Annotated in this window: 23 protein-coding genes and 1 pseudogene; 14 read left to right on the top strand and 10 right to left on the bottom strand. The window is 43.6% G+C overall.

Annotation, left to right across the window (positions count from 1 at the left end):
- Positions 1–41 precede the first annotated feature (41 nt).
- The 6 genes from E2K74_RS11795 to rodA all read left to right on the top strand — a co-directional run bounded on the left by E2K74_RS11795 (position 42) and on the right by rodA (position 6,261).
- Positions 42–1,682, top strand: a complete 1,641-nt coding sequence (locus tag E2K74_RS11795; RefSeq protein ID WP_151203222.1) for a CTP synthase — start codon at positions 42–44, stop codon at positions 1,680–1,682.
- A gap of 31 nt (positions 1,683–1,713) precedes the next feature.
- Positions 1,714–2,571 carry a 3-deoxy-8-phosphooctulonate synthase gene (gene kdsA, locus E2K74_RS11800; protein WP_151207795.1) on the top strand — a complete coding sequence of 286 codons (858 nt, stop codon included), beginning with the start codon at positions 1,714–1,716 and terminating at the stop codon, positions 2,569–2,571.
- 60 nt (positions 2,572–2,631) lie between these two features.
- Positions 2,632–3,921: a phosphopyruvate hydratase gene (gene eno, locus E2K74_RS11805; RefSeq protein ID WP_151207797.1), complete on the top strand. Its 1,290-nt coding sequence runs from the start codon at positions 2,632–2,634 to the stop codon at positions 3,919–3,921.
- Between the two features lie 17 nt (positions 3,922–3,938).
- Positions 3,939–4,322 carry a septum formation initiator family protein gene (locus tag E2K74_RS11810; RefSeq protein ID WP_151207799.1) on the top strand — a complete coding sequence of 128 codons (384 nt, stop codon included), beginning with the start codon at positions 3,939–3,941 and terminating at the stop codon, positions 4,320–4,322.
- Complete coding sequence (gene ispD, locus E2K74_RS11815) at positions 4,294–5,004, top strand: 2-C-methyl-D-erythritol 4-phosphate cytidylyltransferase (protein ID WP_151207801.1); 711 nt, start codon at positions 4,294–4,296, stop codon at positions 5,002–5,004. The genes E2K74_RS11810 and ispD overlap by 29 nt, the downstream gene beginning before the upstream one ends.
- 117 nt (positions 5,005–5,121) lie before the next feature.
- Complete coding sequence (gene rodA, locus E2K74_RS11820) at positions 5,122–6,261, top strand: rod shape-determining protein RodA (RefSeq protein WP_151207803.1); 1,140 nt, start codon at positions 5,122–5,124, stop codon at positions 6,259–6,261.
- 99 nt (positions 6,262–6,360) lie between these two features.
- Here rodA and E2K74_RS11825 read toward each other — a convergent pair whose 3' ends face one another.
- From E2K74_RS11825 to E2K74_RS11865, 9 genes and pseudogenes are all read right to left on the bottom strand, one after another.
- Positions 6,361–6,660, bottom strand: a complete 300-nt coding sequence (locus E2K74_RS11825) for a cyd operon YbgE family protein (protein ID WP_151203216.1) — start codon at positions 6,658–6,660, stop codon at positions 6,361–6,363.
- A 3-nt stretch (positions 6,661–6,663) separates the two neighbouring features.
- Positions 6,664–6,765: a cytochrome bd-I oxidase subunit CydX gene (gene cydX / locus E2K74_RS11830; protein WP_002120988.1), complete on the bottom strand. Its 102-nt coding sequence runs from the start codon at positions 6,763–6,765 to the stop codon at positions 6,664–6,666.
- A 25-nt stretch (positions 6,766–6,790) separates the two neighbouring features.
- A complete protein-coding gene (gene cydB / locus E2K74_RS11835) occupies positions 6,791–7,936 on the bottom strand; it encodes a cytochrome d ubiquinol oxidase subunit II (protein ID WP_151203215.1) in 1,146 nt (381 codons plus the stop codon).
- Complete coding sequence (locus E2K74_RS11840; RefSeq protein WP_151207841.1) at positions 7,933–9,519, bottom strand: cytochrome ubiquinol oxidase subunit I; 1,587 nt, start codon at positions 9,517–9,519, stop codon at positions 7,933–7,935. The genes cydB and E2K74_RS11840 overlap by 4 nt, the downstream gene beginning before the upstream one ends.
- Complete coding sequence (gene cydP, locus E2K74_RS11845) at positions 9,519–9,710, bottom strand: cytochrome oxidase putative small subunit CydP (RefSeq protein ID WP_151203213.1); 192 nt, start codon at positions 9,708–9,710, stop codon at positions 9,519–9,521. The genes E2K74_RS11840 and cydP overlap by 1 nt, the downstream gene beginning before the upstream one ends.
- 488 nt (positions 9,711–10,198) lie before the next feature.
- Complete coding sequence (locus E2K74_RS11850; RefSeq protein WP_151207805.1) at positions 10,199–11,257, bottom strand: porin; 1,059 nt, start codon at positions 11,255–11,257, stop codon at positions 10,199–10,201.
- Positions 11,258–11,957: 700 nt separating this feature from the next.
- Positions 11,958–12,608 (bottom strand): annotated as a pseudogene (locus tag E2K74_RS11855) (3-oxoacid CoA-transferase subunit B).
- A gap of 3 nt (positions 12,609–12,611) precedes the next feature.
- Positions 12,612–13,316 carry a CoA transferase subunit A gene (locus tag E2K74_RS11860; RefSeq protein ID WP_151207807.1) on the bottom strand — a complete coding sequence of 235 codons (705 nt, stop codon included), beginning with the start codon at positions 13,314–13,316 and terminating at the stop codon, positions 12,612–12,614.
- A 231-nt stretch (positions 13,317–13,547) separates the two neighbouring features.
- Positions 13,548–14,429: a LysR family transcriptional regulator gene (locus E2K74_RS11865; RefSeq protein WP_151207809.1), complete on the bottom strand. Its 882-nt coding sequence runs from the start codon at positions 14,427–14,429 to the stop codon at positions 13,548–13,550.
- A 294-nt stretch (positions 14,430–14,723) separates the two neighbouring features.
- Between E2K74_RS11865 and E2K74_RS11870 the strand changes: the two genes are divergently transcribed.
- The 7 genes from E2K74_RS11870 to E2K74_RS11900 all read left to right on the top strand — a co-directional run bounded on the left by E2K74_RS11870 (position 14,724) and on the right by E2K74_RS11900 (position 21,161).
- Positions 14,724–15,710: a quinone oxidoreductase family protein gene (locus tag E2K74_RS11870; protein WP_151207811.1), complete on the top strand. Its 987-nt coding sequence runs from the start codon at positions 14,724–14,726 to the stop codon at positions 15,708–15,710.
- Between the two features lie 24 nt (positions 15,711–15,734).
- Positions 15,735–16,583, top strand: a complete 849-nt coding sequence (locus tag E2K74_RS11875; protein ID WP_151207813.1) for a TauD/TfdA dioxygenase family protein — start codon at positions 15,735–15,737, stop codon at positions 16,581–16,583.
- A 61-nt stretch (positions 16,584–16,644) separates the two neighbouring features.
- Positions 16,645–17,694: a 3-keto-5-aminohexanoate cleavage protein gene (locus E2K74_RS11880; RefSeq protein WP_151207815.1), complete on the top strand. Its 1,050-nt coding sequence runs from the start codon at positions 16,645–16,647 to the stop codon at positions 17,692–17,694.
- A gap of 132 nt (positions 17,695–17,826) precedes the next feature.
- Positions 17,827–19,164 carry an MFS transporter gene (locus E2K74_RS11885; RefSeq protein WP_151207817.1) on the top strand — a complete coding sequence of 446 codons (1,338 nt, stop codon included), beginning with the start codon at positions 17,827–17,829 and terminating at the stop codon, positions 19,162–19,164.
- Positions 19,161–19,817 (top strand): DsbA family oxidoreductase, encoded by a 657-nt coding sequence (locus E2K74_RS11890; protein WP_151207819.1) that lies wholly within the window; start codon positions 19,161–19,163, stop codon positions 19,815–19,817. Before E2K74_RS11885 ends, E2K74_RS11890 begins: the two co-directional genes overlap by 4 nt.
- Complete coding sequence (locus E2K74_RS11895) at positions 19,814–20,131, top strand: Rieske (2Fe-2S) protein (RefSeq protein WP_151207821.1); 318 nt, start codon at positions 19,814–19,816, stop codon at positions 20,129–20,131. Before E2K74_RS11890 ends, E2K74_RS11895 begins: the two co-directional genes overlap by 4 nt.
- Positions 20,132–20,168: 37 nt before the next feature.
- Positions 20,169–21,161, top strand: a complete 993-nt coding sequence (locus tag E2K74_RS11900) for a YeiH family protein (protein WP_151207843.1) — start codon at positions 20,169–20,171, stop codon at positions 21,159–21,161.
- A 222-nt stretch (positions 21,162–21,383) separates the two neighbouring features.
- Here E2K74_RS11900 and E2K74_RS11905 read toward each other — a convergent pair whose 3' ends face one another.
- Positions 21,384–22,397 (bottom strand): AraC family transcriptional regulator, encoded by a 1,014-nt coding sequence (locus E2K74_RS11905; protein ID WP_151207823.1) that lies wholly within the window; start codon positions 22,395–22,397, stop codon positions 21,384–21,386.
- 585 nt (positions 22,398–22,982) lie between these two features.
- Between E2K74_RS11905 and E2K74_RS14550 the strand changes: the two genes are divergently transcribed.
- Positions 22,983–23,144 (top strand): hypothetical protein, encoded by a 162-nt coding sequence (locus E2K74_RS14550; protein ID WP_153228204.1) that lies wholly within the window; start codon positions 22,983–22,985, stop codon positions 23,142–23,144.
- Positions 23,145–23,172: the final 28 nt, after the last annotated feature.

Here is a 23,172-nt window from a genome sequence, read left to right on the forward strand (position 1 = left end):
ACATTGCAGGCCGATTTAGGCTCGATTGTACGAGAAACCCAATGACCCATTTTATTTTCGTGACTGGTGGTGTTGTATCATCACTAGGTAAAGGTATTTCAGCTGCTTCTGTTGCTGCACTTTTAGAAGCTCGTGGTTTAAAAGTGACCATGGTAAAAATGGATCCATACATTAATGTCGATCCAGGGACAATGAGCCCATTCCAGCATGGTGAGGTTTTTGTTACAGAAGATGGTGCTGAAACAGATTTAGACTTGGGTTACTACGAACGTTTCTTGCGTCGTGCGAAAATGACCAAACTGAATAACTTCACCTCAGGCCGTGTTTACCAGGATGTTCTGAATAAAGAACGCCGTGGTGATTACCTGGGCGGTACAGTACAAGTTATTCCACACATTACTGACAATATTAAAGAACGTGTCCTTCGCGCAGGCGAGGGTTATGATGTTGCGATCGTAGAGATCGGCGGTACAGTCGGTGACATTGAATCTCTCCCATTCATGGAATCCGTACGTCAGTTAATGGTTGAACTTGGTCACAAGCGTACGATGCTGATGCACTTAACGTTACTCCCATACATTAAGTCTGCAGCTGAACTAAAAACTAAACCAACCCAGCACTCAGTTAAAGAACTTCTGTCCATCGGTATTCAGCCGGATATCCTGATTTGCCGTACAGAACATGATGTCGATGCAGATACCAAACGCAAAATCGCCTTGTTCACCAATGTGGAAGCACGTGCAGTTGTGGTGTGTAAAGACGCCCGTACGATTTATGAAATTCCGCGTACTTTTTATGAACAAGACGTTGATGATTTGATCTGTGAACGTTTTGGCTACACCGATCTTCCAGAGGCAGATCTCACTGACTGGGACAATGTGGTAGAAACTTTACTGAATCCTGAATACGTTGTCCGTGTTGCGATGGTCGGTAAATATGTTGAACTTCCAGATGCTTATAAGTCTGTGAACGAAGCACTGTTACATGCTGGCATTCAAAATCGCGTAAAAGTTCAGATTGACTATGTCAATGCTGAAGAACTGGAAAGTCAGGACGTCAATGTCGTATTGAAAGATACAGATGCAGTTCTGGTTCCAGGTGGTTTTGGTGAGCGCGGTACAGAAGGGAAAATGCAAGCGATTCAGTTCGCACGTGAAAATGGCATTCCATTCTTGGGTATTTGTTTGGGTATGCAACTGGCTGTGATTGAATACGCGCGGAATGTTGCGGGTATTAAAGATGCCACGTCTACGGAATTTAACCGCTCGACTAAATCTCCATTGATTGGCTTGATCACTGAATGGTTGGATGAGCGCGGTGAAGTTCAGCAGCGCAATGCCGATTCTGATCTGGGTGGTACGATGCGACTTGGTGCTCAAAAGTCTGAACTGGTTGCGGGCACAAAGACATGTGAAGTGTATGGTTCGGAAGAAATTATCGAACGTCATCGTCACCGTTATGAAATGAATAACCGTTATATCCCGGTGCTTGAAGAAAAAGGCCTGAAGGTTTCAGGTTATTCTCCGATACAGCGCTTGGTGGAAACTGTTGAAATTCCTGCACATCCTTGGTTTATTGCAGTACAATTCCACCCGGAATTTACAAGTTCACCACGTGATGGTCATCCATTATTTGCTAGCTTTATTGATGCTGCGAAAAAACAGCACCAAAAAAGCCAATAATAATTGCAGGACAGGGCACTAGGAAGTTTAAATGTCATCATTAAAACCACAAGAAATTGTACGTTTAGGCGATATACAAATGGCAAATCATTTGCCATTTGTATTATTCGGCGGAATGAATGTACTTGAGTCTAAAGACCTGGCTTTTGAAATCGCAGAGGCTTATGTCGATATCTGTACACGTTTGGGTATTCCTTATGTGTTTAAAGCCAGCTTTGACAAAGCCAACCGTTCAAGCCTGAACTCGTTTCGTGGCCCGGGCCTTGAAAAAGGTCTCGAGTGGTTAGCTGACATTAAAAAACACTTTAATGTGCCGATTATCACCGATGTACATGAGCCGTACCAAGCGGCTCCTGTTGCAGAAGTAGCAGACATTATCCAGCTACCAGCGTTTTTAAGCCGGCAGACCGATCTGGTTGAAGCGATGGCAAAAACAGATGCCATTATTAATATCAAAAAAGCACAATTCCTGGCACCTCATGAAATGCGTCATATTCTGCATAAGTGTCTGGAGGCCGGGAATGACAAGCTGATTCTGTGTGAGCGTGGTTCAGCATTTGGCTATAACAACCTGGTTGTAGATATGCTGGGCTTTGACATCATGAAGGAAATGAATGTTCCGGTATTCTTCGATGTCACTCATGCGTTGCAAACTCCAGGTGGTCGTGCAGACTCTGCTGGTGGCCGTCGTGCTCAAATTAGTACCTTGGCGCGTGCGGGTATGGCCACTGGCTTGGCGGGCTTATTTCTAGAAGCACATCCAGATCCGGAAAAAGCCAAGTGTGATGGTCCGTGCGCATTGCGTATGTCTCAACTTGAGCCGTTCCTAGCGCAGCTGAAAGAACTGGATACCTTGGTCAAAGGCTTCCAAAAACTAGATACACATTAAATTATAGACTTATTGATGCCATCTAAAGCATCTCGTTATTAATCAACTGAGGAATTGTTCATGAGTCAAATCGTTGACATCCGTGCACGTGAAATTTTGGACTCTCGTGGTAATCCAACCATCGAAGCAGACGTAATCTTAGCATCTGGCATAGTTGGCCGTGCATGTGCACCTTCTGGTGCTTCAACTGGTTCTCGTGAAGCTTTAGAACTTCGTGATGGCGACAAAGCACGTTATTTGGGCAAAGGTGTTAAAACTGCGGTTAATAATGTCAACACCGTAATCCGTGATGCTTTGGTTGGTAAATCAGTATTCGAGCAAAAAGATATCGATAACACGATGATTGCGCTTGATGGTACTGAAAACAAAGAAAAATTAGGTGCTAACGCGACACTTGCAGTTTCTCTTGCTGCTGCGCGTGCTGCTGCCGATGAAAAGAAAATTCCTCTTTTCCAATATATCGCGGATTTACGTGGTCAAACCACTTTAACCATGCCTGTACCAATGATGAACATCATCAATGGTGGTTCTCATGCGGATAATAACGTTGATATTCAAGAGTTTATGATTGAGCCTGTAGGCTTCACTTCATTCTCTGAAGCATTACGTGCAGGTGCTGAAATCTTCCATTCCCTCAAATCAGTATTAAACAAAAAAGGTTTAAACACTGCTGTAGGTGATGAAGGTGGTTTTGCGCCGAACTTACGTTCTAACGAAGAAGCAATCACTGTGATTCTTGAAGCAATTGGTCAAACTGGCTACAAAGCAGGTTCTGACATTATGCTTGCGCTAGACTGTGCATCTTCAGAATTCTACAAAAATGGTCAGTACATTCTTGCAGGTGAAGGCAATAAAGCATTTACCAGCAATCAATTCTCTGACTATTTAGCAGGTCTTGTCAACCAATACCCAATCATCTCAATTGAAGATGGTCTGGATGAATCGGACTGGGAAGGCTGGTCTTACCTGACTTCTATTCTGGGTGACAAAATTCAATTGGTCGGTGATGACTTGTTTGTGACCAACCCTAAAATCTTGCAACGTGGTATCAATGAAAAAGTGGGTAACTCAATTCTGATTAAATATAACCAGATTGGTACCTTGACTGAAACTTTAGATGCGATCTATCTTGCAAAAGAAAATGGTTACACAACGGTAATTTCACACCGTTCAGGTGAAACTGAAGACTCAACCATTGCGGATCTTGCGGTGGGTACAGCAGCAGGTCAAATCAAGACCGGTTCACTTTGCCGCTCTGACCGTGTAGCGAAGTATAACCAATTGCTTCGTATTGAAGAATTGACAAATGCTGCATACCGCGGTAAAGCTGAGTTCAAAGGTTTGAACTAAGCGATTGAATGCTATTTATGTTAAATGTATTCGACTCTACGATGAGTAAAATATTATTGGGCCTTGCGATCATTTTGATCGCAGGGTTTCAGTATTTATACTGGTTTGGTGAGGGTGGTTATAAAGATCACCAGCAGCTTACTCAAAAAATCCAGCAACAAATGGAATTGAATGAAGACCTGAAAGAACGTAATCGTATTCTTGCAGCAGAAGTGTATGATTTGAAGAATGGTATTGAAGCCATCGAGGAACATGCGCGACTAGATTTGGGCTTGATCAAGCCGCATGAAACATTTATACAAATGAGTACGATCAGTACTCAATATCAACCGATTTATTTACATCCAAATACTAAGGTAGACCTGAAAACCAATGAGTCAGCTGATACAGTCACACCATAAATTGTGGGTTATTCTTCCAGCTGCAGGTTCAGGTAGCCGTTTTTCCAAAACAGAACTGAAACAATATCAAATGATTCACGGGCAGACGGTGCTTGAGCATACGGTCGCGCGTCTGAACCATTTACCATTGGCTGGCTATGTACTGGCGATTGGTGCCAATGATGATGTGGCCAAAACGTTGCCACTGGCCCATCGGGACAGAGCCCACTTTTGTCTGGGTGGTGCCGAGCGGGTGCATTCGGTGCTTAATGCACTGGATTATTTATCTGCTATTGCCTCTGAGCATGATTGGGTCTTGGTGCATGATGCAGCACGTCCATGTGTCAGCCTGGGGTCTTTGGAAACACTGGTTCATACCGCTATAGAAAAAGATCAGGCGGCCATTCTGGCCATTCCAGTAAGAGATACTCTAAAACGTGTGGCCAAAGATCAGGCGATTGAACATACCGTTGACCGTTTGATGCTGTGGCAGGCACAGACCCCGCAAATGGCCAGACTGAGCAGCTTAAAGCGAGCCATTCAGCAGACTTTGAAAGATGGTGCTGCTATTACAGATGAAGCCAGTGCGCTGGAGCATGTAGGTGAGCCAGTATGTGTGGTGCAAGGGCGCTCAGATAATCTCAAAATTACCTATCCGGATGATCTGGAGCTGGCTAAACTGATTTTGGCCGCACAAAGCTAAAATACTCTGTCATTAAAATATATTCTCAGAAAAGCCTAATAATTCCGGTTATGAGGCTTTATTCTGGGCTGCTTTAACTTATAATTTTGCCATCCTTTATTTTCTGTTTTTAGGCCAATGATACCTTCCCAGCAGTATCGGTTTTTGCGTCATGCTTTACGCGATGGACGCAGCATAAATAAGCATAATTCCTCTCGATGGGCAAAACTGCATCTTGATCCCTGGTTGCTGAGCTTCCTGATCTTAAATGCTATTTTGGGTTTGATGGTGGTGTATAGCGCGACCGCCCAAGATTCAGGAATGGTGGTACGTCAGGCGATCAGTTTTGGGATCGGTTTTGTGCTGCTCTTTATTTGTGCACAGATTCCTCCAAAAGTTTATCAGGCGGCCAGCCCCTATTTTTATGTCTTTGGGATTTTTATGCTATTGCTGGTCTTGGTGATTGGTGAAAAACGTTTAGGGGCGACACGTTGGATTAGCTTACCTGGTGTCGGCAGTATGCAGCCCAGTGAGCTGATGAAATTTGCCATGCCTTTGATGATGGCCTGGTATTTCTCTTTGCGGCCGTTTCCACCGAAACTGGTGCATATCATCGGTGCCTTGATCTTGCTGATGATTCCGTTTGTGCTGGTGGCATTGCAGCCGGATTTAAACATCGGGCTGATTATTCCGGGCATTTTTGTGCTGTTTTTAAGTGGGATATCCTGGCGCTTGATTTTTGCGGCATTCGCTGCATTGGCGGTCGTAGCGCCATTACTGTGGATGTTCTTTTTACAGGAATATCAAAAGAAACGTGTGCTGACTTTATTTGATCCAGAATCTGATGCACTGGGCGCAGGCTGGAATATTATCCAGTCCAAAATTGCCATCGGGTCTGGAGGGATGACCGGCAAGGGTTATTCTGAAGGCACACAGTCACACTTGGGTTATCTGCCGGAACATCACACCGATTTCATCATGTCGACTTATGCTGAGGAATTTGGTTTTATTGGGGTATTTTTATTATTTAGTCTCTTTAGCGCTATTATTATTCGTTGTTTGATGATCGGTCTGCAAAGTTTTCATAATTTCGGCCGGCTTTATGCGGGTGCAACAGGGCTGACTTTTTTCTTTTTTGTATTTTTAAACTCGGGAATGGTCAGCGGAATTTTACCTGTAACGGGTGACCCTCTACCGCTCATGAGTTATGGCGGAACCGCTGTAATTTCTTTGCTGGCCGGAATGGGTATTGTCATGTCGATTCATACGCATCGTTAACTGTTAAAATTAATTAGACGGCAAGCAGCTTTAAGCGCGTATAGAACTCTAAAAATAGAAAAGCCCTCAATTGAGGGCTTTGTTTTTGCAGTTAAACATTTAACTCAGGAACCAAGTGTAATAACCCCAGATCATTAAAGGCCAGGCCAGAAACGGGCTAAATAGCCATTTCCAGAACCAGTGGCGGGGCATAAAACCCACACCATGAACAAAGCCGCCTGAAATGCCAATCATGATGTACATCATGGCACTGTGGCTATATTCACCATTGGCATCCAGCATTGCTGCAGGATGCACCAGTAGGACCGCTGCGAGAGGAAAGGCCAATAGGCAGGAAATCATCATCGCAAACTTGTTCGGTTTCTTGTCTACCTGATTTTCTATCGCAGTTTGAGTCATGTTTTATTCCTCATCCAGATCTTGATGATGTTCGATATAAAGTGCACTGAGTACACCAGCGAAACATGCCATCAAAATACCGAGAATCCATGCAAAGTACCACATAATTTCGTCTCCTTAAGACACAGCCTTAGTACAGGCTGTGTGAATTCTCTTGAATATGTTTGCTGGTTACCACGCCCCACATCTTGTAATAACACCAGGTGGTGTAAAGCAGGATCAATGGAACGAAGATACATGCTGCCACAGTCATGACAGTTAAGGTATTTTGACTGGAAACAGCATCCCACATGGTCAGGCTGACCATCGGGTTAATGCTTGAAGGCATCAGGAATGGGAATAAGGCAAAACCGGCAGTCAAGATCGCACCTATTACGGCCAGACTTGAGCCGAGGAAGCTTAAACCTGCTTTATTTTTACCTGCTGCAAGCACGATGATCAGACCACCCAGAATGCCGGCAATTGGAGCAGCCATGGTGATTGGATAGGTTGAGTAGTTGTTCATCCAGCCAGGGTTGGCATTGGTAAGAACTTCTTTGGCAAGGGGGTTAGCAACACCGTTGGTATCAAATGGTTCAACCAGTGTATAGCCCTGAATGTCGCCGAAGTATAACCACGCACCTGCACCCAGGAAGCATATTAAGAATACGACCCCCATAATTTGAGTGGCTTTGGCAGAGCGAGTACGCAAATCGCCATCCGTACGTAGCATTAACCAGGCACCCCCATGGGCACATAGCATGGATAAGCTGACCAGACCACACACCAGCGCAAATGGGTTCAACAGGGCAAAGAAACTGCCAGTGTAAGTTGAACGTACAGTTTCATCCAAGGTGAATGGTACACCTAGGAACATGTTGCCGAAAGCCACACCAAATACCAATGCTGGTACTGCGCCGCCGATGGCCAGACCCCAGTCCCAAGAAGTACGCCATTTGGTATTCTCTAGTTTGGAACGATAGTCAAAACCGACAGGACGCAGGAACAGGGCAAACAGCACCAGAAGGAGCGCCCAGTACATGCCTGAGAAGGCAGTAGCATAGACCATTGGCCAAGCTGCAAATAGTGCACCACCTGCGGTGATGAACCAGACCTGGTTACCGTCCCAGTGCGGAGCAATCGTATTAATGGCCGCACGGCGTTCATCATCGTTTTTACCCACGAATGGCATGATCGCCATCGAACCCATATCGAAACCATCCGTCAGGGCGAAGCCGATCAATAACACACCGACTAGAACCCACCAGATAATTTTCAGTAATTCATATTCGATCATGCTTGAGTCTCCTCATTTGACTTTTTTGCTGCTTCAAGTTTCTCGAAATGATATTTACCTGTATGCAAAGAACTTGGACCAAGACGGGAGAATTTGATCATCAGGTACATTTCAATAATCAGCAGTACAGTGTAGAACGCAGCCAGAGCTAGGATAGAACCCCATACATCGCCTGTACTTAAGCTGGAGGTTGACAGGTGGGTAGGGAGAACTTCACCAATTGTCCAAGGCTGACGACCAACTTCTGCCACGTACCAGCCAGTTTGGGCGGCAATCCATGGGAGTGGTAGCGCAAATAAAGCGAACTTCAATAACCAAGGTTTATTTTCAGCATTACGTTTTGCTACAGCAAACGTGGCCAGTGCAAACAGAAGCAGCATGAGGAAGCCAGAACCGACCATGGCACGGAATGCCCAGAACAGGCTTGGTACATGTGGAATCGTATCTTTGGCAGCAGCCTTGATTTGCTCATCAGAAGCATCTACGACATTCGGGGTGTATTTCTTCAGAAGCAGACCATAGCCCAAGTCTTTTTGAGACTCGGCAAATGCAGCTTTTAATTCTGGAGACTGATCACCCGCACGTAATTTTTCAAGCTGTGAATAAGCTACCATACCGTTACGGATACGCTCTTCATGCTGTACCAGCAGGTCTTTAATACCGGTCACCTGTTCAGTGGTTGAGCGTGTCGCAATCAGGCCCATGACATACGGGATTTTTACCGCATAATCGGTAGTCATGGTTTCTTTATTTGGAATACCAAACAGGGTAAATGCGGCAGGCGCAGGGTGGGTATCCCATTCTGCTTCAATCGCTGCAAGTTTGGTTTTTTGCACATCACCCAGTTCATAACCCGATTCATCCCCCAGTAAGATTACTGAAAGCGTAGAGGCCAGGCCGAAAATGGCTGCAATGGCAAAAGAACGGCGTGCAAATGGCAGGTCGCGTTTTTTCAGCATGTAATAACTTGAAATCGCGAGGACAAAGATTGCACCGGTTACATAACCTGCGGAAACAGTATGGACAAATTTAACCTGAGCTACCGGGTTAAAAATCAGTGCGCTAAAATCAATCAGCTCCATACGCATGGTTTCGTAATTGAATGTAGAACCGACCGGGTTTTGCATCCATCCATTGGCCACCAGAATCCACAAGGCTGACATATTCGAGCCTAAGGCAACCAGCCAGGTGACGCATAAATGCTGGATTTTGGAAAGTCGATCCCAGCCAAAGAAGAATAAACCGATAAAGGTTGATTCGAGGAAGAATGCCATTAGTCCTTCAATGGCCAGTGGAGCACCAAAAATATCACCTACATAGTGCGAATAGTAAGCCCAGTTGGTCCCGAACTGGAACTCCATTGTCAGACCGGTGGTTACCCCTAGGGCAAAGTTAATACCAAACAGTTTTCCCCAAAATTTAGTCATGTCCTTATAGATTTCTTTGCCAGAAATCACATATGTGGTTTCCATGATGGCAAGAAGAAAAGCCAAGCCTAAGGTAAGTGGAACAAAAATAAAGTGATACATCGCGGTCATAGCGAACTGGAACCGCGAAAGATCGACCACGCTTTCAGATATCATCAACGTGTCTCCTTGATTTGGGAAGGATTGCCGGCAATACGCTCGGCGACTTGATTGTCAAAATCTTTGGGAATAGTAGGTGCATCAAACCAGATGTTTTTAATTATCATTAATAAAATAATTTTGATAATTAAAATAAAAGAAAGCTCTCTTACTGTTTTCTGGTTGAGATTTTTAGGAACTAAGCTCATGCGCACAAGCCCGTTATAAAACTTAAGGTATATTATTAATACATTGTAAGTGAAAAATAAATAGTCCAAACAGTTTTAATAAATATATATTTTACAAGCTATTGTTTTTTAATGTAATATAAAAATAGTAGATTGCACGGTATTCTAAATTTTTTTGATTATTTTGTGTAATTTAAGCTATTTTTTAAACCCGACTAAAATGCTTATATTTATTTTTTTAAAGTATATTATTTTGCTTGGTTTAGAGTTTCTTAAATAATGAGTTAAAGCAGATTAAAATGCTAGGTTTTGTATTTATAAAATAATACGAACTTTTGCCAGAATTTCATGAATTTTCAGTATATTCATTGGTTTAGCTGATAAAAAACCTTTTATTGCGCTATTGGTATCAATCGGGTGCAGTCTTGAGCCATGAAAGCTTTAAAGCGCATTTCCACAAATTAAAAAACACGCCTAAGCGTGTTCTTTGAATAACGTTATAGAAGGACTTAGAAGTCGTAACGGAAGCCCAAAGATAAGCCAGTTGCATCTTTACCTTTTACACCGCCAATGTTATTGGTGCGAGCTTGAGACCAAGGCGTCAGACTTGAGTTATCATCATTTAGTACTGTTGCCAGGTTAGCGTAAACACGTACCGTTTTGTCCAGGCGGTGTTCAACACCCAATGCTAATAAAGTGGCATTTGCATCATCAGCATCTACATCACGGTGGAACACTTGACCGCGTACAGAAGTTTTTGGCGCAATTTTATAGTCTGCTGCTACACCCAGTACTTGTGCATCTGCATATTTATCCGCGGTACCTTCTAGATCATGGGTGAGGTATTGATAAAGTGCGCCCAAGTTAAATTCAGGTGTAATTTTATAAGCAGCAGCTACACGGAAGCCATCACGTTCGCCTTTGCTAGCATCTTCTTCATAATGCTCATAAGCAGCGGCGAAATCTACCGGACCTTCTTTATAAGTCAAAGCCAGATCATAAGCTTTGTCTTTATTCTTGCCATCTTTTTCGGTATCTGGGCTGTTCGCTTCATGCAGGGAAAGTGCGCCCAGTACATTGAAACCACCACCAAGTTTTGGGGATTTATATTCAATGGTATTGGCATTACGCTCATCGAAACGAAGTTCACCAGCGCGTGTTAAGTTACGGATGTCACCAACCATGTCACCAAAGAAGTTAACTGGACCACGAGCGACTTTAAATGGACTGTCAAAACGACCTGCACGTACCTGACCAAAATCACCTTTTAAACCGACAAAAGTATCACGTGTAGCAAACTCAACATCGTCGTTAGCTGCACCGCTGGCGAAGTTGATTTCCTGTTCAATTTGACCGAAAACAGTCATGCCATTTTCTAGTTTTTGTTCAGCTTTAAAGCCTAAGCGAGAAGAGTTAGAAGAGAGCCCCACTTCATTATAATCTTTGCCGTCATCTAGATAGTCTAAAGAAACATGTGCACGGCCATACACCTTAACATCAGCAGCGGCTGCCATGATAGGAGTAAAAATAGTTGCCCCAATTGCTAATGCGCAAAGTGTTTTTTTCATATATAGCTCCAATAAGACTTTTTGGTGTCTTAACAAGGTGGTTGTAGTAGCTTTGTTAATTTTTGCTACCGTCCTGTATTGGTGCTAAGTATTCATTACAAATAAGTCAGTATGATTAAGGAAATATTGCAGAAATATGAAAGCCAATCAGCCACTTATTTTTATTGACATATCTTGGAAAAATAATCTCTTTGTTTATTTTAATCTATTAAAAATGAATTGTTTATAAACAGGTTTTTTGGATGAGACATGGTTTTTTTATTAAAAGTCCACAAAAGAAACAAAAAAATCTGGTTATGAGATACCTCAGTTGTCGTGTATGAACTATTGAATTTCATTGAAAGATACATCGTTGATCATTGAGAAACTGTCTTTAATAACGGTTTTTATTCGGCTAGGCATTTATTTTAGAACAAGAAGCTTACATAGTGTCTGATCGGCTGTAACTTTTAGAAGGGGAAGATGGTTAAAGCATTCAAATCTGAGCATTAATCGAATGATCAATACAAATGGAAAAAAGTAAGAAAGTTGCCATTCTTTGCCTGCAGATTTAGAACGGTGCTATTTCAATACTGGCAGCCATGATCAACTTTTTATTATCTTTATGTGCAAAAGACAGAGTTTCAAATTGCTCATGAACTCCTGTGTGAAGAGGAAATAATAAGTCGATCGCAGCTGCTTGATGAGAAAAATTAGCGTGCTATACAGACACATTCAGGTGATTTGTAATGAGTGTTACTCCGGTCGCAGCCTTTATCTGTTCCAGGGAAACATCTTTTGCCAGCTCAATTAATTTAATTCCATCTGCTGTAATATCCAGCACACCTAAATCTGAAATAATTCGGTTGACTACCGCTTTGCCTGTCAGCGGAAGAGAGCAGTGTTTTAAAATTTTAGGGCTGCTATCTTTTGCGGTATGTTCCATCAAGACAACAATTTTTTGCACGCCGGCAACCAGATCCATTGCGCCGCCCATGCCCTTAACTTTCTTGCCGGGAATCATTCAGTTAGCTAAATCACCGCTTTCAGAAACTTCCATTGCCCCTAAAATTGCAATATTGACATGACCACCACGAATCATTGCAAAAGATTCTGAGCTGGAAAAGAAAGAAGCACCAGAGCGTGCTGTGACTGTCTGTTTTCCGGCATTAATTAAATCGGCATCTAGCGTTTCTTCAGTCGGAAACTCGCCAATACCCAACAGGCCATTTTCCGATTGTAGCCATACATTCATATTTTGAGGGATGTAGTTGGCTACAAGGGTCGGCAGGCCAATCCCTAAATTGACATAAAAACCATCTTCAAGTTCCAGTGCAGCGCGCTGCGCCATTTCATTGCGTGTCCAAGCCATGGTTTAAGCCTCCGCTGCTTTCAGGGTCATTTGTTCTATGTGCTTTTCCGGGGCCGGATTTAATACAATTCGATTGACATAAATCCCCGGAAGATGAATCTCGTCAGGATCAAGTTCACCAATTTCGACAAGCTGTTCCACTTCTGCAATGGTGATTTTGCCTGCCATCGCGCATTCAGGATTAAAATTTCTGGCTGTTTTACGGAAAACTAAATTTCCTGCTTTATCTGCCTTATAGGCTTTGACCAGGGCAATATCTGTGGTGATGGTTGGTTCTAAAATATAATCCTTGCCATTAAAGTTACGGACTTCTTTGCCTTCAGCAATCAGGGTTCCGACCCCGGTTTGAGTATAAAAAGCGGGAATGCCGGCTCCGCCAGAACGTAGCTTTTCGGCTAAAGTGCCTTGTGGTGTCAGTTCAACCTCAAGCTCACCATTGAGAAATTGACGTTCAAACTCTTTGTTTTCACCCACATAGGATGAAATCATTTTTTTAATCTGTTTGCTGAGCAACAGCTTGCCTAAACCAATGCCATCTGTACCTGCATTATTTGAAATACAGGTGAGTCCTGTAGCGCCTGTATCTTTTAAGGCATCAATCAGCATTTCAGGAATACCGCATACACCAAAACCGCCTACAGCGATGCTCTGATTGTTTTTAATAATATCCGCTAATGCATGCTGTGCATTGGCAAAAACTTTATTCATCCGATGAATCCTTTTTTCCTAGATAGATGTATTACTAGCATTTGGCTGCCCGTTTGAGAAATTGATTATTTTGAATGTGGAATGAAAAAAATTAAATAATGGCGAGCAGTCAAAATGAACTGCCCAAAAATCAAAAAGCGGGTTTAGATGAGGAGATGAGGCGACGGATGTCAAAAAAATTTATAATTTTAAAAGATGATGTTTAGGAATAAGTTATTTGTAAATAAAAATCTAAAATTGATGTGCCATGACGATTTCGATAAATTGGGCAGAAATATTTGAAAGTTCGAGATCTTTTTTATACAAAATACCCAATTCTAATTGAATATTAACATCAGAAATTTCAACTAAAGTGCTGTGCTCTGTATCAATAAACTTGCCAAATTGGCGTGGAATGGCGCTCACCCCTAAACCATAAGCAACAAAATGAGCCAAGGAACTCACCTGATGGCATTCGAGTTTTAAATTCAGCTGCAGATTATTTTCGATACACTTTTTTTCTATAATATGCCGCACGATTGAGGGGCTTTGTAAGCCAATAAATGGAAAAGACAGTAGCTCTTTCCAGCTGACACGGGACTGATGCGCTAACACGTGGTCTTTGGGCAAAACGGCTAAAAAGTCTTCATGAAAGAGGGGATGAAAGCTCATCTGTCCGCATGTTTCAGGCTTAAAGCAAATCCCAATTTCAAATATACCGTCTTGAATTTTTTCAATAATTTTTTCATTCGGAACATCATGAATCGAAAAGTTGATATTGGGATGCAGTTTGGAAAAATGATGCAGGAGTTCGGGTAAAACTGCATGCGTTGCATAGGGCATGGAAGCGATATTTAATGTGCCGCGCTTTAATTGAAAGCGCTGTTTCAGGTCTTTTTCCATATCTTCCCAATTGGCTAACAGCTTTTTGGCATAAGGAATTAGGGATTGACCTTCGGGGGTGATATTAACACGGCGGGTATTACGTCTGAACAGCTTGCCGCCTAACTCCTCTTCCAGTGTTTTGATGCTGATACTGAGCGCGGATTGACTCAGGCAAAGTTCATCGGCTGCGCTGGCATAATTTAGTGTCCGCGCCAAGACTAAAAATGCTTTTAATTGTTTTAAGGTCATTGCGTAGCCTCATCATCTTTTAGTGTGCGATTACACAAAAAAATTGAAATGAAAAAGTGGAGAGAGCGCTATTAAAAGGTATTTTTAACAAAATGATTATACTGATAAAGCATTTAATTTTAATAAGTAAATTCTGGATATTTATTGTATTTCACCGGGCCAACTCAACTTTAAAAGCCTGCTGTCGCAAAATGACAACTCGGTGTCGTGATATGTAAAGTGCTCATTTGCGCGAGTGTTGTAGCTTTGCTAAAGGAATTGTTGACACTGAATAATTATCAGCAGGGAAAGGAAATGAGTTTAAATCAAGCAGTCAAGTTCGATGAAACAGGTGCTCCAGATGTCATGTATCTGGAAGATATTCATGTAGGAGAACCTGAAGCAGGTCAAGTTCGTGTTCGACACGTTGCTGTTGGTCTAAATTATGCCGATACCTACTTTCGCGATGGCACCTATAAGATTCCGCTCCCAAACGGAATGGGAGTTGAAGCAGCTGGTGTAGTAGAGGCTATTGGTGAAGGCGTTACCAATGTTCAGGTAGGCGATAAAGTTACTTATACCGGTTTTATTAATACACTGGGCGCATACAGCACCGCAAGACTGGTCGATGCGAATGTATTAATCAAGCTCCCTGAAGGCATTTCTTGCGAAACCGCAGCGGCAATGACCATGCGTGGACTGACTTCTGCCTATTTGATGCGCCGTATTTATGACTTTAAAAAAGGCGATACCATTTTACTACATGCTGCTGCCGGCGGTGTGGGTCTGATTGTTGCGCAATGGGCAAAACTGCTGGGCTTGACTGTGATCGGCACCACATCTTCAGAAGAAAAAGCAGCAATTGCCCGCGCGCACGGCTGTGATCATGTCATTAATTATAGTCATGAAAATGTTGCTGAGCGTGTACATGAACTGACTGATGGGGTCGGTGTAAACGTTGTATTTGACAGTGTAGGCAAGGACACGCTTATGGCTTCCCTTGACTCACTGAAACGCCGTGGTCTGTTGGTTTGTGTAGGTACTGCATCTGGCCCAATTCCAGACTTCAATCCGGTTTTACTGGCAATGAAAGGTTCATTGTTTATTACTCGTCCGGCATTGGCAGATTACATTGCCGATCCGGTTGAAAAACAGGAACTGGCAGATGAGTTGTTCGATCATGTGGCCAGTGGCCGTATCAAGATTGAAATCAATCAGCGTTATGAACTCAAGGATGCTGTTCAGGCACACCGTGATCTTGAAGCACGTAAAACCACAGGTTCATCTATTTTCGTAATTTAAGAATTTTGCTGGAAAGGATTTCTTATGCAAATTGAAAAATTAAGCTGCCATATCGGGGCAGAAATCAGCGGCATCAATGTGGCCGATGCGATTCATGATGATGACTTGTTTTCAGAGATTCGCAGTAATCTATTGCAGCACCGTGTTTTATTTTTAAGAGATCAAGATATTACACGTGCAGAGCATGTGGCCTTTGCCGAGCGTTTTGGTCAACTGGAAGATCACCCGGCTTTGGGGAGTCACCCTGAACATCCGGGTCTGGTGCAAATTTATAAAAACCCGGACAGTCCAATCGACCGTTATGAAAATTCCTGGCATAGCGATGCCAGCTGGCGAAAAATTCCGCCGATGGGCTGTGTGCTGCGCTGTATTGAATGCCCACCGGTCGGTGGTGACACTATGTGGACCAACATGGTGCTGGCTTATGAAAATCTGCCAGAAAATATTAAAGAAAAAATAGCCGATTTACGGGCTTATCATAGTATTGAGGCGAGTTTCGGTGCTGCCATGCCGATCGAAAAGCGGCTGGCATTAAAAGCCCAGTATCCAGATGCAGAGCATCCTGTAGTACGCACCCATCCGGAAACCGGTGAAAAAATTTTATATGTAAATGCATTCACGACGCATTTGAGTAATTTTCATACCAAAGAGCATGTCCGCTTTGGGCAGGATGCAAACCCGGGTGCTTCAGACTTGCTGCGTTACCTCATTTCTCAGGCTTATATTCCTGAGTATCAAGTACGCTGGCGCTGGAAACCGAACAGTATTGCAATTTGGGACAACCGCAGCACACAGCATTATGCCGTGATGGATTATCCGGCTTGCCATCGCAAAATGGAGCGCGCAGGCATTATTGGTGACGCGACCTATTAAAGGTTAGTACACCGCACACAACGAGCTAAATTCACAATTAAAAATACATAAGGAGATGCACATGCAATTCTTTGACGATTCTTTGCACCCAGAAAACATGGAAAAAGTGGTCATTACTGTTGCGCCGTATGGCCCAGAGTGGATGCCAGAAGATTTTCCTGAAGACATTCCTGTGACCATGGAAGAACAAATCCAGAAAGCGGTGGAATGTTATGAAGCAGGTGCATCGGTACTGCATTTGCATGTTCGCGAGCTTGACGGTAAGGGTTCAAAACGCTTATCGAAGTTTAATGAGCTGATTGCAGGTGTACGTAAAGCTGTACCTGATATGATTATTCAGGTGGGTGGTTCTATTTCCTTTGCACCTGAAAGCGAAGGTGAGGCCGCCCTTTGGCTCAGTGATGACACACGTCACAAACTGGCCGAGCTAGATCCGAAACCAGATCAGGTTACGGTTGCGGTTAACACCACACAAATGAATATTATGGAACTTCTATATCCAGAATATTTAAAAGGTACATCACTGGAAAATCCTGCGGTTCAGGCAGCTTATGCTGAAATGACTGTTCCAGCGGGTCCGGAATGGCTTATTGAACATCTTAAACGCTTGGCTGCCAATGGGATTCAGCCACATTTCCAGTTGACTGGTATGCATGGCCTGGAAACTTTGGAGCGACTGGTTCGTAAAGGTCTTTACAAAGGCCCGATGAACTTGACCTGGATTGGTATTGGCGGTGGTTTCGATGGACCAAATCCATTTAACTTCTTTAATTTCGTGCATCGTGTTCCAGATGGCTGTACCTTGACCTCTGAATCGTTACTGAAAAATGTCCTGCCGCTGAATACCATTTCAATGGCAATGGGGCTGCATGCACGTGTCGGTAATGAAGATACGATCATTGATCATAAAGGTGAGCGTTTCTCTTCAGTTGAGCAAATCAAACAGACGGTTCGTATTGCCCATGAACTTGGCCGTGAAGTTGCAAATGGTAAAGAAGCGCGTGAAATTTATCGTATTGGCGTTCAGTACGACACTATTGAAGAAACATTACTGGCCAATGGTATGGCACCAAACCGCAGGCCGGGCCAAAAAGGTGTACCACAACGCTAGTTGAAAAACTTGAGCAAATAGGATTTTTGCTTCAAGAAAAGCACCAAAATGCGAAGAATTGCAAAGGATTTCACTTTGTGATTCTTCGTATATGAAATGAATAATTTAAAATAAAAAATACAAGGAGGTTGTATGGGTGCGCATCAGTATTCAGCATCAGCAACAGGCATCGATACATCTATTGGAATTCCTCGCCGTTATGCTTGGATTGTTTTTGCACTGACATTCGGATTGCTGATTTCTGACTATATGTCACGTCAGGTTCTTAATGCCGTCTTTCCCTTAATCAAAAATGAATGGACATTAACCGACGGGCAGTTAGGTCTGCTCAGCGGTATTGTGGCATTGATGGTAGGTTTGCTGACTTTGCCTTTATCTATTTTGGCAGACAAATTTGGCAAGGTAAAAAGCTTAACTCTAATGGCTGTTCTATGGAGTTTAGCCACCTTGGGCTGTGCCGTTGCAGAAAGCTATGAGCATATGCTGTTTGCCCGCTTTTTGGTGGGGGTCGGTGAAGCGGCTTATGGCAGTGTAGGCATTGCGGTTGTGGTGGCGGTTTTTCCTCGAGATATGCGCGCAACATTAGCTAGCTCATTTATGGCTGGCGGTGTTTTTGGGTCTTTTTTAGGGATGGCCTTAGGCGGCATTCTGGCGGAGAATTTTGGCTGGCGTTGGGCTTTTGGTGCCATGGCAGTATTTGGCCTGGCTTTAGCAACGCTCTATCCAATTTTAGTCAAAGAGAAAAAAATTGGTTCGGCGAAGAAAAAAGTAGATGCAACGCAAAAAGATGGTTTAGCCAAGAACTCATTAAGATCTATCTATTCAAGCCGTTCTGTCATTGCAACTTATATTGGCAGCGGCTTACAGCTGTTTGTTGGCGGCACGGTAATTGTCTGGTTTCCGAGTTATCTGAACCGCTACTATGGTATGAGTACAGATAAAGCCGGCGTAATTGCGGCGGTTATTATTTTAAGTAGTGCAGTCGGTACGATTTTATGCGGTATGCTCTGTGACCGTTTGGGCAAAGGTCGTCCAGATCGTAAAGTGACGCTGGCTATTGTGTATTGTTTGCTGGGCTGCGTATTACTATCGATTGCTTTTGCCATGCCCGCAGGCACTCCACAATTAATCATGATTGCTTTGGGCATGTTCCTGGCATTAGGGACCAATGGACCATCGAGTGCGATGGTGGCCAACCTGACCCATAACTCTGTGCACAGTACTGCATTTGCGACTTTAACTTTGGCTAATAATTTTCTGGGATTGGCCTTAGGTCCGCTAGTGGTTGGCAAGCTGTCCGACTTTATTGGTTTACATCTTGCATTCCAGCTAGTGCCAGCGATGAGTATTCTAGCCGCAGCCGTTTTCTTTTATGCCAAACGCCATTATATGCGTGATATGGCAGGCTTTAATGTACAAGCTGCATCTGAACAAAATTCTATGTCATCAAAAGAAGGTGACCAGACATGAAATTAAAAATTGGTATCGACGTATTTTTCGATTTTATTTGTCCGTGGTGTTTGATTGGAAAACGTCAACTTCAAGCGGCCATTCAACAATTGAAACTGAGCCATCCCGAGGTTGAAGTGGAGGTCAAATGGCTGGGCGTACAGCTATTACCCTCCATTCCGGTCGAAGGAGTGCCCTTTAAAGCTTTTTATTTACAGCGTCTAGGTAGTCGAACTGCTGTGAAAATGCGTCAGGAGCAGGTGCGTCAGGCAGCGAAAGCCGTCGAGGTAGATATCGACTTTGAACGTATAGCGCGTATGCCGAATACAGCCCGAGCTCATAGGATATTTGCTTATGCCATGAAACTCGGTAACTCGGCTCAGCATGATCTTTTGCTTGAAAAGCTATTTTCTGCTTATTTCCATCAGTCTGAAAATATTTCAGATCCTGCGGTTTTGCAGAAAATTGCAATAGAGTGTGGTTATGCACAGGAGCAGATCACCGAACTTTTGGCTGCGCCCCATTTGCCGTTTATTTCAGCTAACACGGGCGGAAAAGGCGTGCCGTATTTTGTATTTGATGGCAGTTATGCTATGGCTGGTGCGCAACCTGCAAGCGCACTTTATAAAACCATGCTGGATGTACTGGCTGTACAAAGGAAGGCGGTGGTATGACACGACGCTTTGAAGTTCCAGATGAAAAGATCCCTTCCTTGGGTGAGCGTGTTTTTTTAAACGTCGTGGAGAAGTTCCTCGTGCTCTTCAATATTGATGGTCAGTTCTATGCCATTGATGACAGCTGTCCGCATCAGGGAGCATCCTTATTTAGCGGTAAATTGGATGGCTGCACCATTCAGTGTTGTGCGCACGGCCTGCGTTTTAATTTGACCGACGGTTATATGGTGAACTCAACTCAGCTCAAAGTGCCGTCCTATACCGTTGAAACTGAAGGTGAGCAGCTATTCATTCGATTAGGCGAAGGAGCGTGACATGAATAGTTCAGGTCAAACTAACTTGGGGCAGAGAATGGGCTGGATACAGCGAGCACGTGAATTGGCACCGGGATTTACCGTGAGTCTGGTTGCTGCTGCTGCGGCGAGTTTCCTGGCTGAGCATTATGGCGCACCTGTGATGTTGTTTGCCTTGTTATTAGGCATGAGTTTAAGTTTTTTAGCTACCGAAGGTCATTGTAAAGCCGGGATAGAGTTTACTGCACGTACAGTGTTGCGCATTGGTATTGCATTGCTGGGTATGCGCATTACCCTGGAACAGATTACAGCATTAGGCTGGCAGCCTATTGTGCTGGTACTCACTTTGATTATTGTCACCATTTCAGTGTCAGTGGTGGTTGCCAAGCTGATTGGTTTCCAGCGTTTATTTGGCATGCTGACGGGTGGTGCAACGGCAATTTGCGGTGCTTCAGCCGCATTGGCGCTCTCGGCTGCGCTGCCTAACCATCCGCAGAAAGAAAAAGCGACTTTATTTACCGTCATTGGCGTATCTGCACTTTCTACCATTGCCATGATTGTGTATCCCATGATTGCGCAGTGGCAGGAGTTATCGCCACAGCATGCCGGCATATTTTTAGGTGCCACCATTCATGATGTGGCTCAGGTGGTGGGTGCAGGCTACAGTATGTCAACGGAAACAGGCGATACGGCAACCGTAGTAAAATTGATGCGTGTGGCCATGCTGTTACCGGTTATTGTCTGCGCAGCAATGATCACCCGCATGCAAGGCGTAAGTTCAACGGGCAAGCGTCCACCGTTATTGCCGTGGTTTGCGGTAGGCTTTTTACTTCTTGCCTGCATCAATAGCACAGGATGGGTGCCGTCCATCGTGCAGGGGGGAGTGAGTGACTTATCACGCTGGTGCTTGATTATTTCAATCAGTGCCCTTGGTATGAAAACCCAGTTTAAAGAACTGGCAACCGTCGGAATAAAGCCGGTACTCTTTATGGTCGGTGAAAGTATCTTCCTGGTCGTGCTGGTCTTGGCCGTGATGTATTGGCTATTTTAATTCTTGGTTTCTCAAGATATTCAATCATTAGCAGCAATTCGCCAGCGAAGCTTTTGAAGCTGAGCTGACGAATTTGATCCTAAGGCTGAACATTTAACAGCAACGTTGACTGGTTTTTTTATGCATGCTGCGCTGTGTGCTGTTAAAACTTTAAAATGAACGAAACAAAAAAGGGAAATAAAATATTTTATTTCCCTTTTTTAGACGCCTGCCATTCCGGACTTAATGTACCATTAAATGGTTGTGACGCCACTCGGTAGGTGAGACCCCAAACTGGCTGATAAACCAGCGGGTAAAAGAGCTGGGCATCGAATAACCTAAAATGTCCGAAACCTGCCCAAGTGAATAATGTGGATTTTTTAGATAACGGAAAACCAGAACTCGTCGAACATCATTAATTAAACTGCTAAAACTGGTATTAGACGCTTCTAAACGTCGCTGCAAGGTACGGACATTGACCCCATGGGTATGGGCAACTTGAGCAATCGTCGCACGTCCCATGGGCAACAGCAGATAAATACTTTTGCGAATATCAGAAATAATGGAAGACTCATTTTCATTATGCAGAAGATCGATATCTAAATAACGTTGCGCGTGATCCGCCATTGCGGTATTGGCTTGCGGATTGGTTTTGTCCAGTTCGGCTATGGTGCAAACAATACCATTAAACTCACTGCCAAACTCTAAAGGACAGCCAAATACACGTTGATGGACAGTCAGGTCATGCGGTGCATTATGCGTAAAATGGACACTGAGAGGATTCCATTTTTGAGAGAGAAGTGCCGTGCAGAAACGGTGTGTGATGCCGAGCGCCAATTCAATTGCCTGACGGCTGTAGCTATTAAACTCGGAAATGACTTCCAGCCGGATAATCACCGTATTGCCAATTTCTTCAAGGCACATTTCCAGCGCATTGTTAATAATATTGCGGTATCTGACAATGGTTTGCAGCGCATCACGCAGGGTGTGCTGATAGCTCAGCAACAGGCTTAGTTCACCGAAATCTGCGATCTGGCGCTGTTCAGCCATATAAAGGCCGAAGGCTTCACAGCCGCTGATTTGCGCTGATTGCTCAAGTAAATGAATGGCTTTATCAACCGGAATTCGCTGCTTGACGTCATTAAGCAGGGCAGGGAAAATGCCAGCATTGGAAAGTAAGTGATATGGATTTAAGGCTAGTCGTTGGCTGACATCAAAATAGTTTTTGAGTACAGCGGTATGTGCAAGTGGGACCATCTTTGTCTCTCTGTCTGCATCAATCCATCCTGATTGATGTTTTATCTATAACCGATATTTAATACTTAAAATACAATTATTCTGTAGATAATTTATACCACTTTTCTGTTCTCCTTTGATGCTGATTTTTATCTGTCTGCGCCACTGTTTAAGCTGGATCCAGCCTGCACTGACGGACAGCCGGGCGCTGCTGACTAAGGCCATCTGCCTAAGCTAAATTTACAGGGTATAGATATGAAAGAGCTACCGTTCTTTTAAGCAGTTGATGCCTCCTTTATTCTCTACAACGATTCATTGTTTTGAAGGTTTCAGCACATCCTGAGCGAAACTCTACCTTAGGGTCTGTTGACATTGTATAAGGATTGCGCTGTAAGCCAAAACTGAGCAGAGCAGGCATGAAAAGGAAAGGAGTCACAACACTAGTGCCCATTTTCATAATGAAATCCGAGCCGGTTTTAGCTTATTGCCTTTCAGGGCAAGCATACTTCTGCTGCTCTCTCATTATGAGTCATTCATTTCAAATGGCTGAATTTCCTGCCTCATCTGAGCTAAAACTCTTGCGAGATATGTCTCTTGCGTTGAAACATGGACGAATTGTCAACAGATCCTATTATTAGGGCTGTATTTGTTTTAGGCAATTGGTGGAATGTTAGAAAAAGCATCGGTGCAGGAAGAAAAAGAATTAAAAAACCAATTTATTTAAATAAAACATATGCTTATTTTGGTTTGTTGGTTCGTTTGAAATGAATTGCTGTTTTGAAATGTCATCAAATGA

Origin of the sequence: Acinetobacter sp. RF15B, assembly GCF_007558235.1 — a bacterium.
In the GTDB taxonomy this organism is placed as follows: Bacteria; Pseudomonadota; Gammaproteobacteria; order Pseudomonadales; family Moraxellaceae; genus Acinetobacter; species Acinetobacter lwoffii_C.

Excerpts from the sequence above, each read along its gene's own strand:
- E2K74_RS11795 (WP_151203222.1), top strand. The coding sequence starts at position 42 with ATGACCCATTTTATTTTCGTGACTGGTGGTGTTGTATCATCACTAGGT.
- kdsA (WP_151207795.1), top strand. The coding sequence starts at position 1,714 with ATGTCATCATTAAAACCACAAGAAATTGTACGTTTAGGCGATATACAA.
- eno (WP_151207797.1), top strand. The coding sequence starts at position 2,632 with ATGAGTCAAATCGTTGACATCCGTGCACGTGAAATTTTGGACTCTCGT.
- E2K74_RS11810 (WP_151207799.1), top strand. The coding sequence starts at position 3,939 with ATGTTAAATGTATTCGACTCTACGATGAGTAAAATATTATTGGGCCTT.
- ispD (WP_151207801.1), top strand. The coding sequence starts at position 4,294 with ATGAGTCAGCTGATACAGTCACACCATAAATTGTGGGTTATTCTTCCA.
- rodA (WP_151207803.1), top strand. The coding sequence starts at position 5,122 with ATGATACCTTCCCAGCAGTATCGGTTTTTGCGTCATGCTTTACGCGAT.
- E2K74_RS11825 (WP_151203216.1), bottom strand. The coding sequence starts at position 6,660 with ATGACTCAAACTGCGATAGAAAATCAGGTAGACAAGAAACCGAACAAG.
- cydX (WP_002120988.1), bottom strand. The coding sequence starts at position 6,765 with ATGTGGTACTTTGCATGGATTCTCGGTATTTTGATGGCATGTTTCGCT.
- cydB (WP_151203215.1), bottom strand. The coding sequence starts at position 7,936 with ATGATCGAATATGAATTACTGAAAATTATCTGGTGGGTTCTAGTCGGT.
- E2K74_RS11840 (WP_151207841.1), bottom strand. The coding sequence starts at position 9,519 with ATGATATCTGAAAGCGTGGTCGATCTTTCGCGGTTCCAGTTCGCTATG.
- cydP (WP_151203213.1), bottom strand. The coding sequence starts at position 9,710 with ATGAGCTTAGTTCCTAAAAATCTCAACCAGAAAACAGTAAGAGAGCTT.
- E2K74_RS11850 (WP_151207805.1), bottom strand. The coding sequence starts at position 11,257 with ATGAAAAAAACACTTTGCGCATTAGCAATTGGGGCAACTATTTTTACT.
- E2K74_RS11860 (WP_151207807.1), bottom strand. The coding sequence starts at position 13,316 with ATGAATAAAGTTTTTGCCAATGCACAGCATGCATTAGCGGATATTATT.
- E2K74_RS11865 (WP_151207809.1), bottom strand. The coding sequence starts at position 14,429 with ATGACCTTAAAACAATTAAAAGCATTTTTAGTCTTGGCGCGGACACTA.
- E2K74_RS11870 (WP_151207811.1), top strand. The coding sequence starts at position 14,724 with ATGAGTTTAAATCAAGCAGTCAAGTTCGATGAAACAGGTGCTCCAGAT.
- E2K74_RS11875 (WP_151207813.1), top strand. The coding sequence starts at position 15,735 with ATGCAAATTGAAAAATTAAGCTGCCATATCGGGGCAGAAATCAGCGGC.
- E2K74_RS11880 (WP_151207815.1), top strand. The coding sequence starts at position 16,645 with ATGCAATTCTTTGACGATTCTTTGCACCCAGAAAACATGGAAAAAGTG.
- E2K74_RS11885 (WP_151207817.1), top strand. The coding sequence starts at position 17,827 with ATGGGTGCGCATCAGTATTCAGCATCAGCAACAGGCATCGATACATCT.
- E2K74_RS11890 (WP_151207819.1), top strand. The coding sequence starts at position 19,161 with ATGAAATTAAAAATTGGTATCGACGTATTTTTCGATTTTATTTGTCCG.
- E2K74_RS11895 (WP_151207821.1), top strand. The coding sequence starts at position 19,814 with ATGACACGACGCTTTGAAGTTCCAGATGAAAAGATCCCTTCCTTGGGT.
- E2K74_RS11900 (WP_151207843.1), top strand. The coding sequence starts at position 20,169 with ATGGGCTGGATACAGCGAGCACGTGAATTGGCACCGGGATTTACCGTG.
- E2K74_RS11905 (WP_151207823.1), bottom strand. The coding sequence starts at position 22,397 with ATGGTCCCACTTGCACATACCGCTGTACTCAAAAACTATTTTGATGTC.
- E2K74_RS14550 (WP_153228204.1), top strand. The coding sequence starts at position 22,983 with ATGGACGAATTGTCAACAGATCCTATTATTAGGGCTGTATTTGTTTTA.